Here is a 15,510-nt window from a genome sequence, read left to right as displayed (position 1 = left end):
TCGCGCACCCAGACGATCGCGCCCGGGATGGCGGACGGGCGTTCTCGATAGCCCTGCGGCGCAGCAATATCCGGCGAATCACCCGGTCGGAGTGAATGAGACCCGTCGAAACCGCCCCTGTTCGGCACGTCGTGCGTGAATGCACCTCGCGCACAATTGCATTCGCTGCACTCTTGCATGGTCTGCCATCGCTCGGGGCTGTTCATCAGTGTTTGCGGACGACGCGTTCCGGCTGCCCCGGCTTCCAGATTGTCACATCCATATGACCGTCACCGACCTCGACCGAGGACGCACCGGTGAGTTCGGCCGCGTAGCAGTGGTCGAAGGTCTGACCCGCGGATATCGAACCCGGTTTCGGCATAGAGCGCCTCGGCGAAGCGCTGATGCAACGCCGGATCCCGTTCATCGCGGACCCGGCCGAACAGCTTCGCATCACCGTCGGCGACATGGGTGTCGACGGTGGCGGTGTGCAGGCAGAAGCGCGGATCGCGAGCCAGATCATCGAATTTGGTGGTGTGCGGCATACCGGCCAGCCAGAGTTCGCCCTCGAAGAACCGCGGCTCCATGGGACTGATGCGCGGGAACCCGTCCGCGCGCAGGGTTGCGAGCATGCACAGATTGCCGGTAGCGGCGTGACGGCGAGTGAAGATCTCGGCGATGCGGGGTGCGGCCCCGGCGAACTCGATCCAAGACGTCATACCCCGACCATACTCACCGGCACCGACAGGCTGAACCCGCAACGACCGGCCGTGATCTGTTCGAATGGGACATTCGAGCCCGGCTCCGGAAGGTGCGATGGTGTCGCTCCCCGCCGTATCGCGGCATTGACCGCGGTGTTCCTCGGCTGTGCGGCTCCGCTGGCCGCGCACGCCGTCATCGGCGGCGGCGAGGCGCGGGCGAACGCGTACGAGAGATGGTGTGCGCCGGTTCCACCGAGACCGATACCGGCGAATACGACAGCGGCGGGCCGCTACTCGCCGAGGGCAAACTCGTCGGGATCACCTCATGGGGTCGCGGTGCGGCGCGGCCGGGGTATCCCGGCGTGTACACCCGCCTGCCCGCCCCGTTCCGACTTCAGCATTTGGTGACCGACTGGTCGAAGGTGAAAAGCCCGTGCGGATCGTACTTCTGGGCGATTCGGCGCAACCGGGGTGCATTGGTGCCGTAGTAGGCGGTGGACCAGTCGCTCAGATCCGGGTCGATGTAGTTCACGTACGCGGTATTGCCGACGAGATCGCCGAGCGCGTCCCGGACCTCGTTCACCGCGTTTCGTGCGGCGGGTGTGGTCGCGCCGACGTATATCTGCGCGGTGGCGAGTGCTCCGCGATGCGGGAATGCGGTGTCCGCGGCCCCGATTCGACTCGGAGCGCCGACCATACTGTCCAGCAGAATATCCATACCGGTGCGTCCGGTGAGTAATGCGGTCAGCTCGGACGGATCCGAGAGCGGCTGATTCAACACTCGTGACGAGGCTGTGAATGATTCCCGGCCGAGCGCTCCCCCGCCATTCCAGTTCGGCCGGCACTGTTCGGCCGTGTAATTCGAACATCCCCCGAAATACATCATGGCCGAGAGGTAATCCTTGGATAGCGAATACCGATTCGAGGGCTGCACGCCGGTCGCCGCGACCAGCTTGTCGACCAGAGCATTCAGCGTGCTCTCACCGCCGACATAGCAGCCATTGATCCGGCAGGTCGGCGGATTACCCGCGGAAGTACCGAGGGTGGACCAGAATTCGTCCGGAGCCGACCGGGTGAAGGATTGCCAGCCGCCCAACACCTCGGTGAGCGTGCCCGCGGGGAACTTCACCTGGAAGACCGCGAGCTGCGGCGCGGCGACGGTCTCGAAGGTGAATGAGGTGACCACGCCCAGGTTTCCGCCGCCGCCACCGCACAGCGCCCAGAACAGGTCCGGTTCCGACTCGGCGGAGGCCGTGCGCAGGACGCCGTCCGGGGTGACGACCTGCGCCGAAATCAGGGAGTCACAGGTCAATCCGTACTTGCCGGACAGCACGCCCAACCCGCCGCCGAGGGTCAGCCCGGCGATGCCGACGGTCGGGCACGAGCCGCCCGGCAGACAGCGACCGGCCCGCGCCAGCCCGGAGTACACATCCATCAATCGCGCGCCCGCACCGATGACCGCCGTCCCGGCCGCGCCGACCTCGACCGAATTCAGCTGCCCCACATCGACGATCAGCGCACCATCGGGGGTCGAATACCCGGCGTAGCTGTGCCCGCCGCCGCGCGCGGCGATCCGCGTGCCGGACTGCGACGCCATGCCGACGCACGCCTGTACATCCGCCGCATTCGCGCAGCGCGCGACCGCCGCCGGTTGCCGGGTGTCGAAGCCCGGGTTGTACGCCCGCTTCACCGTCGCGTAATCGGCATCGGCGGGCAGGCTCAGCGCGCCGGTGAGCCGCCGCCGCAGTGCGGCCCAATCCACCTGCCCCGCAACCGATTCCGGCATACACCCGGAGAGCGCACCCGCGCCCAGTGCCGAATAGGCCGCACCCACTGCGGCGGTGCGCAGCAGGCTGCGCCGATTCATCGCCATGGCGATGTCCTCCCCCGAGGCTCGCGCTCGCGACCCGCCGAGCACTGTTCAGAAAGTCCCTACCACCGGTGTATCGCGGCCGCCGAGAGTCCCGTTTCGCTTCTCAGGCAAGCAATCCGTCGGCCAGGCGCGCCCATTCGGCGAGAACCTGCTTGCGCCGCAACCGATCCCGGCCCACCATCTCGTCGAGGGTGGCGCCGCGCACCAGGTTGATGGTCAGCCAGAAGGCCGATTCGAGGCGGTCGCGGGAGATGTCGATGCGCGCGGCGCAGGCGTCGAGCAGTTCGACGGTCAGCTCGTGCTGCACGCGTAACATATTGCGGCGCAACTCTTTCTCATTGGCGATGCCGACGTACAGTTCGACCGAAGCCTTGCCGAGTTTGCCCGCGAAGGGCGCGGTCACCAATTCCACCAGGGTCTCACCGCGCGAGGCGGTCCCGAGCGTGCGCATCCGCCGCTGCAATGCCTCGTGCTGCCGCTGCGTCAGATGTTCGATGGTCTGCGCGAACAACTCCTGCCGGGTGTGGAAGTGATGCAGCTGCGCGCCCCGGGTGACCCCCGCCCGCGCGGTGATATCCGCGATCGACGCGCTCGCATACCCCACCTCGGCGAGGCTGTCGACGGCCGCGTCCAGCAGCAGCGCCCGCGTACGCAGACTCTTCTCCTGATGTTTGTTCGGGGGCAGGGCGGATACCACCCGGTCAGTCTAGCCACACCCGGCAATTGCGTGCACCCTTGCACGCAATTGGATGCTGGACGTACTGTGCAGGCACGGGCTCATGCCGGTCGACCGGCGACGACAGCCCCGCCCGCACCCACCGGAGAATGGAAGCCATGCCCGTCGACCGCCTGCTCCCCACGTCCGAAGCCCACGACCTCATCGAGCTGACCCGCGATATCGCGGACAAGGTCCTGGAACCGAACGCCGCGCTGTACGAGAAGCAGGAGCGCTATCCCGACGAGGCCTTCCGCGCGCTCGGCCAGGCGGGGCTGCTGAGCCTGCCGTATCCGGAGGAGTTCGGCGGCGGCGGTCAGCCGTACGAGGTCTACCTCCAGGTCCTGGAGGAGCTCGGCGCGCGCTGGGCCGCGGTCGCCGTCGCGGTGAGCGTGCACAGCCTGTCGTGCCATCCGCTGTTCGTCTACGGCACCGATGAGCAGAAGCAGCGCTGGCTTCCGGACATGTTGTCCGGCAACCTGATCGGCGCGTACAGCCTCTCCGAGGCGCACGCCGGTTCCGATGCCGCCGCCCTGCGCTGCCGCGCCACCGAAACCGAGGGCGGCTACCGCGTCACCGGCACCAAAGCCTGGATCACCAACGGCGGCAAGGCCGACTACTACACCCTCTTCGCCCGCACCGGTGAGGGCTCGCGCGGCATCTCCAGCTTCCTGGTTCCCGCCGACACCCCCGGCCTGTCCTTCGGCAAGCCAGAGGAGAAGATGGGCCTGCGCGCCGTCCCCACCACCACCGCCGCCTACGACGACGCCTTCCTGCCCGCCGACCGTCTCATCGGCGCTCCCGGCCAGGGCCTCTCGATCGCCTTCAGCGCCCTGGACTCCGGCCGCCTCGGCATCGCCGCGGTGGCCACCGGCATCGCCCAGCGCGCCCTCGACGACGCCGTCTCCTACGCCAGGGAGCGAGAAGCCTTCGGCCGCCCCATCATCGACCATCAGGGCCTGGGCTTCGTCCTGGCCGATATGGCCGCCGCCGTGGACTCCGCCCGCGCCACCTACCTCGATGCCGCGCGCCGCCGCGATGCCGGCCTCCCCTACTCCCGCCAGGCCAGCGTCGCCAAACTCATCGCCACGGACGCGGCCATGAAGGTCACCACCGACGCCGTCCAGGTCTTCGGCGGCTACGGCTACACCCAGGACTTCCCGGTCGAGCGCTACATGCGCGAAGCCAAGATCACGCAGATCTTCGAGGGCACCAACCAGATTCAGCGTTTGGTCATCGCCCGGAGCCTGGCGAACGATTGATTCGCCGCGGTCGTACCGTTCGCACACCGGGCCGAAGGTGTGCGGATCGCGGAGTGCGGATCGTGTGGTCACCGGGTCGGCCCGCCGTCTGTTTCGATCGTGCGGCGGGCCGACCAGGGGCTATTGGCGATTTTGACTCGGAAGGGTCCGCCGATGCTGTGGAACAGGATGTCACCGTGGGGCAGGCCCTCGACAATGGCGTAGGTGTTGTTACCGGGATTGGATTGGCCGAAGGTGGCGCGGTGCACGGTCGGCGCGGCCAGCGGCATGACAGGGTATTCACGGTGAGTATGGAGAACCTCACCGACAACACGTCACTTCCAGATTCCTGGACGATTGACGGTGTGCGGCAACGTTCTCAGGACGACGCCGCACGGTGGCGGACCCGAGCACGCTGGTATATCGAACTCCCAGCAGACCCGAGCAGGGCGCGCCTTTGAATGTCGACCTCGTCGTGGACCTCTCCGGCCTATATCTCGCACGCTCTGTCGACGACGGCGAGTGGCATATGGGCCAACGGACCTCTCCGCACGAGCCGATCCTGTGCTGGTCAAGCTACGGCGATGACCTGGGCTCGGCGATCGACAACCTCTGACACACGATCCGGATTGTCAAGTGAGCCAAACGCATTCGACAGTGCACGGCTTCAATCCACCACACTCAGCTCGCCGTGTGCGTGCACTGAACCGGGGACTGCCGCAGGGGCAGGTCAACCTGTCACCTGATCTTGCAGCAGTCCCTCACTGTGCCGCACCGACACGACAGGCCGGGCGGCGTGATCCGACTGGAACCAGGTGTTCGCGTGCCATAAGCGACCACCGCGAGTGGCTCGCGGGAGACATGCCTAGTGACTCCATTCGGCACGAGCGCGCCAGGAAGAGTTGTTGGACATACGCTCCCTCGAAGGGCTCGGCTCAACGCACGAAAGGCACGGCTGAGCAGGGCGGGTTCGGGGCGGTGATACTGTGACCACCTCGAAAATGTCCGTCGATCGACAGGTTGTGCGTGGGTGGTGGGCGGAGACGGGGTTGGAGAGGGGGGATCGGGGCGGGTGGGGCCGCGGACTCGGCGGGGGGTGCGGACTCGGGAAGCGTTGGTTGCGGCGGCGCGGGAGGTGTTCGAGCGGGATGGGTATATCGATTCTCGGATCTCGGATATCGCGAAGGCCGCGGGGATGGCGTCGGGGTCGTTTTATACGTACTTCGACAGTAAGGAAGAGGTTTTCGCGGCGCTGGTCGAGCAGGTGCGGGAGGAGATGTTGCATCCGCATCTGCGGGAGCGCAGTGGGATCACCGATGCCCGGAGCCTGATCGAGGCGGCGAATCGGGATTATCTGGAGTCGTACCGGCGCAATGCCCGGCTGATGGGGTTGTTCGAACAGGTCGCGCAGGTCGATGAGAACTTTCGGCGGATGCGGGTCGAGCGCGGGAAGGCGTTCGTGCAGCGCAACGCGCGGATGATTCGCGCATTGCAGGAGTCGGGGCAGGCCAGTGCCGAGTTGGATCCGAGCATTACCGCGCATGCGCTGTCGGCGATGGTGAGCCGGATGGCGTACACGGTTTTCGTGCAGCACCAGCGCATTTCGTTCGAGAAACTGGTGACGACGCTGAACCAGTTGTGGATCAACGGGTTACAGCTGACACCGGCCGAGCCCACGGACGAGGATTCCGCGCACGACTAGGCGATCTCGCGCGCGAAGTCGATGAGGGCGGCATTGACCTCGCGCGGGCGCTCCTGCTGAATCCAGTGGCCCGCGCCCTCGAGAATGATGGAGCCGCGCAGATCGGTCAGCACGGCGGGCATTTTCGCCAGCGGCGTGAAGCGGATGACGGGGTCGGCCGAACCTGCGATGAACAGGGACGGCTGGGCGATCGTGGTGTCGGCGAGATGCGCGGTGCGCTCCCAGCTGCGGTCGAGCGTGCGGTAGTAGTTGAGGCCGCCGGTGAATCCGGTGGCCGAGAAAGTCTGGACGTAGTAGTCGAATTCGGCGGGGGTGAGCCACGGCGGCAGGGGCGGTTCGGCGGTGTCGGTGTCCAGGAATGCTCGTGCGCTGAGTACCTCGTCCTGCAGGAGCGTGCGGCGCACGTCCGCGGCGAGCGCCCTGTCCGCGACCCCGGGTTCCTGGAACCAGCACATGTAGAAGTCGTCGCCGAGCCGTGCACGCAGAATCGCCACCGGCGGGCCGCAGGAGCGGGGTGTGGCCGGAACGCTGAGCCCGGCGACCGCGCGCACGCGATCCGGATAGGCGCGGGCGAGCTGCCAGACCACCGACGCGCCCCAGTCGTGGCCGACGAAGATCGCGTCCTCGATGCCGGTGGCGTCCAGGAGGCCGATCAGATCCGCGCAGACGGTCAGGATGTCGTAATCCTCGATCCGCTCGGGTCGCGAACTGCCGCCGTAACCGCGCATATCCGGGGTCAGGGTGCGAAAGCCCGCCGCGGCGAGCGCGAAAACCTGGTGCCGCCAAGAGAATCCGAGTTCGGGGAAGCCGTGGCAGAACACCACCGGCACGCCGTCGCCGTGCTCGACGACCCGCAATTCGATGCCATTGGCCCGCACCTGACGGCTGCCCAGGCGCTGCCAATCCTCGCGTAGATCTCGTGTGGTCACGTTGCCCTTCATGCTGCGCTACCGGTCCGGGGTGGGACACACGGTAGGCAAAATTGACGCCGAGTTCAACTATGCGCTGAGACATACTGCGCCGCAGCCCTTTTCATATCCTGTTCCGCCACTCCCCCGGATTCCCGCCCTTGAATGCGGGCGCGGAGGCGGGTAGACAGGCGGGATCATTCGGACTCGAAGAGGAGTACTCGTGCAGGTCGCGGGAAAGATCGCGGTGGTGACCGGAGGCGGCGGCGGAATCGGTGGAGCGCTCGCGGCGCGGTTGGTACGGGACGGGGCGCGGGTCGTCATCGCCGATCTCGATGCCGACGCCGCTGCGGACGTGGCGGCCGCGATTACCTGGGAGCACCCCGGAACGGCGGTGGCGGTGGGTGCGGATGTTTCGGATATCGCGCAGCTCGAAGCGCTGATCGCCCGCGCGGAGGCCGAATTCGGCCCGGTCGATGTGTATTTCGCCAATGCCGGTGTCGCCGGGCCGGTCGGGCTCGGCGAGGATGGTCCGTGGGCGACCGCCCTCGACGTCAATCTCCAGGCCCATGTGCGCGCCGCGCGCCTGCTGCTGCCGGGCTGGCTCGAACGCGGCGAAGGCTACTTCGTCAGCACCGCGTCCGCCGCCGGACTGCTCACCCAAATCGGTTCCGCCGCTTATTCGGTCACCAAGCACGCCGCCGTCGGATTCGCCGAGTGGCTGGCGGTGACCTATGGCGATCGCGGCATCCGGGTGAGCTGCCTGTGCCCGATGGGCGTCGAGACCGCCCTGCTGCGCGCCGGGGAGAATTCCGGCGATGCGCTCGGCGCGGCCGCGACCCGAGCCGTGACCTCGGCGGGCGCGGTGCTGACCCCGGACGAGGTGGCCGAGATCGTGCTGGCCGCGCTCGACGAGGAGCGGTTCCTGATTCTGCCGCACCCCGAGGTGCTGGAGATGTACCGGCGCAAGGGCGCCGACTACGACCGCTGGCTGTCCGGGATGCGGCAGTACCAGCGCCGCCTGCTGGAGGACGCCAAGTCCTGAATACCCGAATCCGGATTCGACATTCGGAGCATCAGCACTGGTGAGAGCGCTAGGCTGATGCGAATGTGTCACGAGTCACACTGGTCTCGGCACCGCACACCCTTGACCGATGAGGCCCGCGTCACGCATCGTGGCCAGTACTTACCAAGCGCTTAGTAAGCATCTCGCGCGGATCGCCCGTACTCCGAAAGGACCACTCTGTGAACAGATTCGACGGCAAGACCGCGATTGTCACCGGCGCGAGCCGGGGTATCGGTCTCGGGATCGCGCAGCGCCTGGTGGACGAGGGCGCGCAGGTCGTGATCACCGCGCGCAAGAAAGAGGCGCTCGACGAAGCGGTCGCCACGCTCGGCGGACCCGCCCACGCGCTGGCCGTCGCCGGGCGCGCCGATGACGCCGACCATCAGGCCGAGACCATCGCCCGCGCCATCGACACCTTCGGCAGCGCCGATCTGCTGGTCAACAACACCGGCATCAATCCGGTCTTCGGGCCGATGGTCGAGCTCGACCTGGCCGCGGCCCGCAAGATCGTCGAGGTGAACTGCCTGGCCGCCCTGTCCTGGGTGCAGCAGATCTACAAGGGGTGGATGCACGAGCACGGCGGCGCGATCGTGAACATCTCCTCGGTAGCGGGCACAAAACCCGCGCCGGGCATCGGGTTCTACGGTGCCAGCAAGGCGATGCTCACCCACATCACCCAGGAACTCGCCGTCGAACTCGGCCCCACGATTCGGGTCAACGCGGTCGCCCCCGCGGTGGTGAAGACCAAATTCGCCAGTGCGCTCTATGAGGGGCACGAAGCCGAAGTGGCGGAGAACTATCCGCTCAAGCGACTGGGAGTACCGGAGGATATCGGCGGCGTGGTGGCGTTCCTGCTCTCCCAGGACGCCAGCTGGCTGACCGGACAACTCGTGGTCGTAGACGGCGGCGTCACGCTGACCGGCGGCGTCTGATCGATCCCGGTGCCACGATGAATTCCGCTGATACCGCCCTGCCCGGCCTGGACCTCGACCGGCTCACCGAATGGCTTGCCGCACAACGACCGGACCTGGCCGCGGGGCCATTGCGCGGCCGGGTGATCGCCGGGGGGAAGTCCAATCTCACCTATGCGATCACTACCGGCACAACATCATTCGTGCTGCGCAGGCCCCCGCTGGGCCATGTGCTGGCGACCGCGCACGATATGTCCAGGGAACACCGGGTGATCAGCGCGCTGGCCCCGACCGATGTTCCGGTGCCCGCCACCTACGCGCTCTGCGAGGACACCGAAATCATCGGTGCGCCTTTCTATTTGATGGAATTGGTGGCGGGCACGCCGTATCGCACCGCCGCCGAACTCGAGAAACTGGGTCCGGAGCGTACGACCGCGATCTCGACCGGCCTGATCGACACCCTCGCCGCATTGCATTCGGTCGATCCGGCCGCGGTGGGTCTCGGGGACTTCGGGCGGCCCGAGGGCTTCCTGGAACGACAGGTGCGGCGCTGGAGGAAACAGCTCGACGCCTCGTACTCCCGGGAGCTGCCCGCCGCGATGGAATTGCACGAGCTGCTCGCCGCGGCGCAACCGGCGCAATCGGCGACGCGGATCGTGCACGGCGACTACCGCCTCGACAATGTGCTCGTCGACGCGGCCGATCAGGTTGCGGCGGTGCTGGATTGGGAGATGGCCACGCTCGGTGACCCGCTCACCGATATCGGCCTGCTGCTGGTCTACCAGCGCATGGGCATGCATCGCATCCCCGGTGTCACCGATGTCGCCGCGGCACCGGGCTTTCTGAGCGAACCGGAGATGCTCGAACGCTATGCGCGGCTGGCGGATCTGGATCTGACGCATATCGGGTTCTATGTCGCGCTGGCCTCATTCAAGCTCGCGGTCATCGCCGAGGGCATTCACTACCGCTATCTGCACGGCCAGACCGTCGGCGCGGGTTTCGAGAAGATGGGCGAGATGGTGGACCCGCTGCTGCGTGCCGGGATCGCCGCGCTCGGAGAGAACGGCAGATGACCAATCCCGAAGCGGTACGCGAGGATCTGCGCCGGCGCGTGAGCGCCCTGCTCGCCGACCATGATCCGGCCACCACCGATCCGGTGACCTTCCACCGCGCGCGTTTCGACGCGGGGCTGGCGTGGGTGTACCACCCGCTAGGCGCGGGCGGTCTCGGTGTCGACCGGGAACTGCAACCCTTCGTCGACGCCCTGTTCGAGCAGGCCGGAGCGCCGGGCAACAATCCCGAACTCAATGGCATCGGGCTCGGTATGGCCGCGCCGACCATCCTCGCCTACGGCACACCCGAACAGCGCCACCGCTATCTGCGGCCGCTGTGGGCCGGGGAGGAGATCTGGTGTCAGCTCTTCAGCGAACCGGGCGCCGGATCGGATCTGGCCGCGGTGAGCACCCGCGCCGTGCGTGACGGCGAGGACTGGATCGTCAACGGGCAGAAGGTCTGGACCTCGGTGGCGCATAAGGCGCAGCGGGCGATCCTGGTGGCGCGCACCGATCCCGATCGCCCGAAACACGCTGGACTGACGTATTTCATCTGCGATATGACCGCCCCGGGCGTGCAGGTGCGACCGCTGCGCCAGCTCACCGGCGAGGCCGAATTCAATGAGGTGTTCCTCACCGATGTGCGCATCCCGGATGCGAATCGCCTGGGCCGGGAAGGCGAGGGCTGGCGGGTGGCCACCACCACCCTCAATAACGAGCGAGTCTCCATCGGCGGACGCCCGATGCCGCACGAGAGCGGGATCCTGGGCGTGGTGACCCGCACCTGGCGCGCGCATGCCGACAGGCACACCCCGGAACTGCACGATCGGCTGCTGCGCCTGTGGGTGGAGGCCGAGGCCGCGCGCCTGGCGGCCACCCGATTGCGCCAGCGCGTCGCGGGCGGGCAGCCCGGTCCGGAGACCTCGGCCCTGAAGCTGTCGTTCGCCCGAATCAACCAGCAGCTCAGCGGATTCGAACTCGAACTGCTCGGTGAGGACGGGCTGCGCTACGAGGACTGGACCATGGTGCGCCCGGATCGCGTCGACTTCGCGGGCCGGGACGCGGGCTACCGGTACCTGCGCGCGAAGGGCAATTCCATCGAGGGCGGGACGTCGGAGATCATGCGCAATATCGTCGCCGAACGGGTGCTGGGTTTGCCCGGTGAAGCGCGCGCGGACAAGGACATCGCCTGGAAGGACCTGATCCGATGAGCGAGGACATCCTGCTGCTCGACACCGATGTCGAGTCCGCGCTGCGCGCGACGGTGCGAACTCTGCTGAACGACCGCTGCGATCCGGCGGCGGTGCTGGCGGCCTATGCCGGAGACCGGTCGCTCACGCGCTCGCTGTGGAAGACAATCACCGCCGAATTGGGGTTGGCCGGATTACATCCCCGAGAACCGGGGCGGTGCGGGCGGTTCCGCACGCGATGCCGCGGTGGTGCTGGAGGAGCTGGGGCGTTTCGCCGCGCCGGTGCCGTTTCTGACCAGCGGCGTGATCGCGGCGACCGTACTGCTGGCGGGCGATTCCGACCTCGTCGGCCGCCTGGCCACGGGTGAGTGCACCGCGGCCCTGCTCGCACCGTTCTCGGCCGCGACCGTCGAGCAGATCCCCACCCTGGTCCAGGACGCCGAGGGCCGGTTGTCCGGCCGGGTGACGAGTGTGGCCGGAGCCCTCGACTCGGAGGTGCTGCTCGCGGCGGTGCAGACCCCGCAGGGCACCGAGGTGCATGCCCTCGCGACCTCGCGGGCGACGGTGGAACCGGTGGTCTCGCTCGATATGACCCGGCCCCTGGCCGATATCACCGTCGATGCCGCGCCCGGGCGGGTGGTCGTGGCGGCGGGGGCCGGATTGCCCGCGCTGCGTACGGGTTTGGCGACCGGCGCGGCGCTGCTGGCCTCCGAACAGGTCGGGATCGCGGCGTGGTGCCTGGACACGACCGTGCGATATCTGAAGGTGCGGCGGCAGTTCGGGCGCGCGGTCGGCGGCTTCCAGGCGCTCAAACACCGACTCGCCGATCTGTACGTCGAGCTCGAATCCGCCGGTGCGACAGCACGATACGCGGCGGGTGCGCTCGCGGCCGACGATCCGGACGCCGCGATCGCCGGAGCCGTGGCGGCGGCGTACTGCGCCGAGATCGCGGTGCACGCCGCCGAGGAGGCGGTCCAGTTGCACGGTGGCATCGGTATGACCTGGGAGTATCCGGTCCATCTGTACCTCAAGCGGGCCAAGGCCGATCAGATCGGGCTGGGCGCTCCCGCACACCATCGATCCGTGCTCGCCGGGCTGATCGACCTGCCACTCGGCCGGGACTGACACCGCATGCGCCGCACCACCAACGACGATCAGGAGTAGCGATGTTCGAACTCTCGGGCAAGGCCCAGCGGTACCGGGACGATCTGCTCGCCTTCATGGACGAGCACGTCTATCCGGCGGAACCGATCTTCGAAGCGCAGATGACCGAATCCGGTGACCCGCACTACCATCCGCCGATCCTCGAGGAACTCAAGACCGAGGCGCGCAAGCGCGGGCTGTGGAACCTGTTCCATCCGCACCCCGGCCTGGGCGCGGGGCTGACCAATTCCGAATACGCGCCGCTGGCCGAAATCATGGGCCGCAGTGCGCATCTCGCGCCCGAGGCCACCAATTGCAGTGCCCCCGACACCGGGAATATGGAGGTGCTGACCCTGTTCGGCACCGAGGAACACCGGCGGGAATGGCTCACGCCGCTGCTGGCGGGTGAGATCCGCTCCGCCTTCGCCATGACCGAACCCGCGGTCGCCAGTTCCGATGCCACCAATATCCAGTTGCGGATGGATCGCGACGGCGACGACTACGTGCTCAACGGCCGTAAATGGTGGACCTCCAACGCATTACACCGCAATTGCAAGGTGCTCATCGTCATGGGCAAGACCGACCTCGACGCACCGGTGCACCGGCAGCAGAGCATGATGGTGGTCCCGATCGATACGCCCGGGGTGACCGTCGTGCGCGGCCTGACCGTGTTCGGCTACCAGGATCGAGAAGGCCACGCCGAGGTCGTCTTCGACAATGTCCGGGTGCCCCGTACCGCATTGCTGGCCGGGGAGGGCGACGGGTTCATGATCAGCCAGGCCCGACTGGGTCCCGGCCGCATCCACCACTGCATGCGCGCCATCGGCATGGCCGAGCGCGCCTTGGACCTGATGATCGATCGCGCCCAGGCGCGCACCACTTTCGGTGCGCCGGTGGCCGATCGGGCCAATATCCAGGACTGGATCGCCGAATCCCGCATCGAGATCGAGATGGTCCGGCTGCTGACTCTCAAGGCCGCGTATCTGATGGATACCGTCGGAAACAAGAACGCGCGCACCGAGATAGCCGCCATCAAGGTCGCCGCGCCGGAGATGGCGCTCAAGGTGATCGACCGGGCCATTCAGGTGCACGGCGGCGGTGGCGTCTCCGGTGACTTCCCCCTCGCCGCCATGTACGCGCATGTGCGGACGCTGCGGTTGGCCGACGGGCCGGACGAGGTGCACAAGCGCACCATCGCACAGCGTGAACTGCGGCGCCGGGATCCGTCCTGGGGCCGGAAAGCCTGAGCCGCCCATCCGAAAGACCGAGCCGCCCACCGGAAAGACCCAGCCGCCCCAGTGAATTCGACGACAAGGAGCCCCGCATGACGAAAACCCTGCAGGTACTGCTGGCCGAACGGCCGACCGGACTGCCCACCGCGGACACCTGGAGCGTGGTCACCACCGAGTTGCCCCCGCTCACCGCGGGACAGATGCTGGTGAAGATCTCCTTCATCTCACTGGATCCGGCCATGCGCGGCTGGCTCAATGATGTGCGCTCGTATCTGCCGCCGGTGGGCATCGGCGAGGTGATGCGCGCGCTCGATATCGGCACCGTCGTGGAGTCCAGGCATCCGGACTTCGCCGTCGGCGATACGGTCAGCGGCACCTTCGGGGTCACCGAGTACGCGATCAGCGACGGCCGCGGTGTGCAACGCGTCGATCTGAATGCCGCGTCCGGCCCCACCTGGCTGGGTGCGCTCGGAATGCCCGGTATGACAGCGTATTTCGGTCTGCTCGAGGTCGGGAAACTGCAACCGGGCGATACCGTGCTGGTCTCGGCGGCGGCGGGTGCGGTGGGCAGTGTGGCCGGGCAGATCGCGAAGGCCAAGGGCGCCACCGTGATCGGTATCGCCGGTGGTGCGGAGAAATGCCGGATGCTCACCGAGGAACTGGGTTTCGACGCGGCGATCGACTACCGGGCGGGCAATGTGCTGCGGCAGGTGCGCGAGGTGGCCCCGGACGGCATCGACATCTACTTCGACAATGTGGGCGGTGAGATCCTCGATGCCGCCCTGGCCAATCTGCGCCGCGGTGCGCGCGTCGTGCTGTGCGGTGCGATCTCGGCCTACAACGAGCAGAAGCCGCCGCCGGGGCCCTCGCGCTATATGTCGCTGCTGGTGTTCCGGGCGTCCATGATCGGGTTCGTGGTGTTCGATTACGCCGACCGCTACCCCGAGGCCGGTGCGCAACTGGCGCGGTGGCTGGCCGAGGGGCGCATCAAGAGCCGCGAGCACGTCGTCGAAGGCGGTGTGGCGCAATTCGGCGACACACTGAACATGCTTTTCACGGGCGCGAACACCGGCAAGCTCGTGCTGGCGCTCTGACACCGGGCCGCGTCCCCGGCTCCCGTCGCGGCCGGGGACGCGCGGCCGCCTGACATATCCTGGTCCGAGTGATGGGAGACTGGCCACGTGATCGAATCAGCGGACCGCTCGCGCGCGGACGACACTCGCGCACGGCTGCTCGACGCCGCCGTGATCGCCTTCGCCGAACGCGGCTTCCACGGGTCCACCACCCGGGACGTCACCTCGATCGCGGGTTTGAGCACCGCCGCGATCTATGTGCACCACCGCTCCAAAGAGGAACTGCTCTACCAGATTTCGCGCACCGGGCACCTGGACACCCTGGAGCGGGTGCGGGCGGCGATCGCCTCGTCGGCCGAGCCGACCGAACAGCTCATCGCCCTCATGCGGGACTTCGCGATCCACCATGCCCGCGCGCATACCGTCGCCCGCGTCATCAACTATGAGCTCGCGGCCCTGTCCCCCGACCATCAGCGCGAGATCAAGGACATCCGCCACACCATCGACACCGAGGTCCGCACCCTCATCGAACACGGCGTCGCCGACGGCTCCTTCGACAATCCGAACCCGCATATGGCCGCGGTCGCCATCCTGTCCCTGGGCATCGATATCGCCCGCTGGTACCACGACAATGGTCCCTGGACACCGGAAGATCTCGGCGAATACTACGTCGACCTGGCCCTGCGCATAGTCGGCGCACGCCGCCCGGATCATCGATGACACC

14 protein-coding genes and 2 pseudogenes are annotated in these 15,510 nt (G+C 67.4%); 11 read left to right on the top strand and 5 right to left on the bottom strand.

Annotated elements, in window-relative coordinates:
• Positions 1-205 precede the first annotated feature (205 nt).
• Positions 206-698: pseudogene (locus NA10_RS16460) on the bottom strand (pyridoxamine 5'-phosphate oxidase family protein).
• On the opposite strand from NA10_RS16460, the gene NA10_RS35640 reads away from it, so the two are divergent.
• Complete coding sequence (locus tag NA10_RS35640) at positions 665-1,168, top strand: trypsin-like serine protease (protein WP_307188397.1); 504 nt, start codon at positions 665-667, stop codon at positions 1,166-1,168. The pseudogene NA10_RS16460 and the gene NA10_RS35640 sit on opposite strands and share 34 nt — an antisense overlap.
• Here NA10_RS35640 and NA10_RS16455 read toward each other — a convergent pair.
• Both NA10_RS16455 and NA10_RS16450 read right to left on the bottom strand, forming a co-directional pair.
• Positions 1,075-2,553, bottom strand: a complete 1,479-nt coding sequence (locus NA10_RS16455) for an FAD-binding oxidoreductase (protein WP_084514791.1) — start codon at positions 2,551-2,553, stop codon at positions 1,075-1,077. The two genes, NA10_RS35640 and NA10_RS16455, sit on opposite strands and share 94 nt — an antisense overlap.
• A 103-nt stretch (positions 2,554-2,656) precedes the next feature.
• A complete protein-coding gene (locus NA10_RS16450; protein WP_067568719.1) occupies positions 2,657-3,250 on the bottom strand; it encodes a TetR/AcrR family transcriptional regulator in 594 nt (197 codons plus the stop codon).
• Between the two features lie 137 nt (positions 3,251-3,387).
• On the opposite strand from NA10_RS16450, the gene NA10_RS16445 reads away from it, so the two are divergent.
• Entirely contained in the window at positions 3,388-4,530 is a 1,143-nt protein-coding gene (locus tag NA10_RS16445; protein ID WP_067568780.1) for an acyl-CoA dehydrogenase family protein, read from the top strand.
• A gap of 68 nt (positions 4,531-4,598) precedes the next feature.
• Here the strand turns inward: NA10_RS16445 and NA10_RS16440 are convergent, their stop codons facing one another.
• A complete protein-coding gene (locus NA10_RS16440; RefSeq protein WP_067568718.1) occupies positions 4,599-4,799 on the bottom strand; it encodes a hypothetical protein in 201 nt (66 codons plus the stop codon).
• A gap of 740 nt (positions 4,800-5,539) precedes the next feature.
• Here NA10_RS16440 and NA10_RS16435 point away from each other — a divergent pair.
• Positions 5,540-6,211 carry a TetR/AcrR family transcriptional regulator gene (locus NA10_RS16435; protein ID WP_307188396.1) on the top strand — a complete coding sequence of 224 codons (672 nt, stop codon included), beginning with the start codon at positions 5,540-5,542 and terminating at the stop codon, positions 6,209-6,211.
• On the opposite strand, the gene NA10_RS16430 is transcribed toward NA10_RS16435, so the two are convergent.
• Entirely contained in the window at positions 6,208-7,140 is a 933-nt protein-coding gene (locus NA10_RS16430; protein ID WP_157556556.1) for an alpha/beta fold hydrolase, read from the bottom strand. The two genes, NA10_RS16435 and NA10_RS16430, sit on opposite strands and share 4 nt — an antisense overlap.
• Before the next feature lie 202 nt (positions 7,141-7,342).
• On the opposite strand from NA10_RS16430, the gene NA10_RS16425 reads away from it, so the two are divergent.
• The 8 genes and pseudogenes from NA10_RS16425 to NA10_RS16390 all read left to right on the top strand — a co-directional run bounded on the left by NA10_RS16425 (position 7,343) and on the right by NA10_RS16390 (position 15,506).
• Positions 7,343-8,164, top strand: a complete 822-nt coding sequence (locus NA10_RS16425; protein WP_067568716.1) for an SDR family oxidoreductase — start codon at positions 7,343-7,345, stop codon at positions 8,162-8,164.
• Between the two features lie 200 nt (positions 8,165-8,364).
• Positions 8,365-9,117 (top strand): SDR family oxidoreductase, encoded by a 753-nt coding sequence (locus tag NA10_RS16420; protein ID WP_067568715.1) that lies wholly within the window; start codon positions 8,365-8,367, stop codon positions 9,115-9,117.
• A gap of 17 nt (positions 9,118-9,134) precedes the next feature.
• Complete coding sequence (locus NA10_RS16415) at positions 9,135-10,169, top strand: phosphotransferase family protein (RefSeq protein WP_067568714.1); 1,035 nt, start codon at positions 9,135-9,137, stop codon at positions 10,167-10,169.
• A complete protein-coding gene (locus NA10_RS16410; RefSeq protein ID WP_067568713.1) occupies positions 10,166-11,359 on the top strand; it encodes an acyl-CoA dehydrogenase family protein in 1,194 nt (397 codons plus the stop codon). The genes NA10_RS16415 and NA10_RS16410 overlap by 4 nt, the downstream gene beginning before the upstream one ends.
• A pseudogene (locus tag NA10_RS16405) lies at positions 11,356-12,463 on the top strand (acyl-CoA dehydrogenase family protein). Before NA10_RS16410 ends, NA10_RS16405 begins: the two are co-directional and overlap by 4 nt.
• 41 nt (positions 12,464-12,504) lie before the next feature.
• Positions 12,505-13,728: an acyl-CoA dehydrogenase family protein gene (locus tag NA10_RS16400; RefSeq protein WP_067568712.1), complete on the top strand. Its 1,224-nt coding sequence runs from the start codon at positions 12,505-12,507 to the stop codon at positions 13,726-13,728.
• 77 nt (positions 13,729-13,805) lie between these two features.
• Complete coding sequence (locus tag NA10_RS16395; RefSeq protein WP_067568711.1) at positions 13,806-14,807, top strand: NADP-dependent oxidoreductase; 1,002 nt, start codon at positions 13,806-13,808, stop codon at positions 14,805-14,807.
• A gap of 87 nt (positions 14,808-14,894) precedes the next feature.
• Entirely contained in the window at positions 14,895-15,506 is a 612-nt protein-coding gene (locus NA10_RS16390; RefSeq protein ID WP_067568710.1) for a TetR/AcrR family transcriptional regulator, read from the top strand.
• The last annotated feature ends 4 nt before the right edge of the window (positions 15,507-15,510 follow it).

This window comes from Nocardia acidivorans NBRC 108247, assembly GCF_001625085.1.
GTDB lineage: Bacteria > Actinomycetota > Actinomycetes > Mycobacteriales > Mycobacteriaceae > Nocardia > Nocardia acidivorans.
Note: the sequence above shows the minus strand (reverse complement) of the source record. Positions and strands in the feature narration are given on the sequence as shown.

Excerpts from the sequence above, each read along its gene's own strand:
- NA10_RS16455 (WP_084514791.1), bottom strand. The coding sequence starts at position 2,553 with ATGGCGATGAATCGGCGCAGCCTGCTGCGCACCGCCGCAGTGGGTGCG.
- NA10_RS16445 (WP_067568780.1), top strand. The coding sequence starts at position 3,388 with ATGCCCGTCGACCGCCTGCTCCCCACGTCCGAAGCCCACGACCTCATC.
- NA10_RS16440 (WP_067568718.1), bottom strand. The coding sequence starts at position 4,799 with ATGCCGCTGGCCGCGCCGACCGTGCACCGCGCCACCTTCGGCCAATCC.
- NA10_RS16415 (WP_067568714.1), top strand. The coding sequence starts at position 9,135 with ATGAATTCCGCTGATACCGCCCTGCCCGGCCTGGACCTCGACCGGCTC.
- NA10_RS16410 (WP_067568713.1), top strand. The coding sequence starts at position 10,166 with ATGACCAATCCCGAAGCGGTACGCGAGGATCTGCGCCGGCGCGTGAGC.
- NA10_RS16400 (WP_067568712.1), top strand. The coding sequence starts at position 12,505 with ATGTTCGAACTCTCGGGCAAGGCCCAGCGGTACCGGGACGATCTGCTC.
- NA10_RS16395 (WP_067568711.1), top strand. The coding sequence starts at position 13,806 with ATGACGAAAACCCTGCAGGTACTGCTGGCCGAACGGCCGACCGGACTG.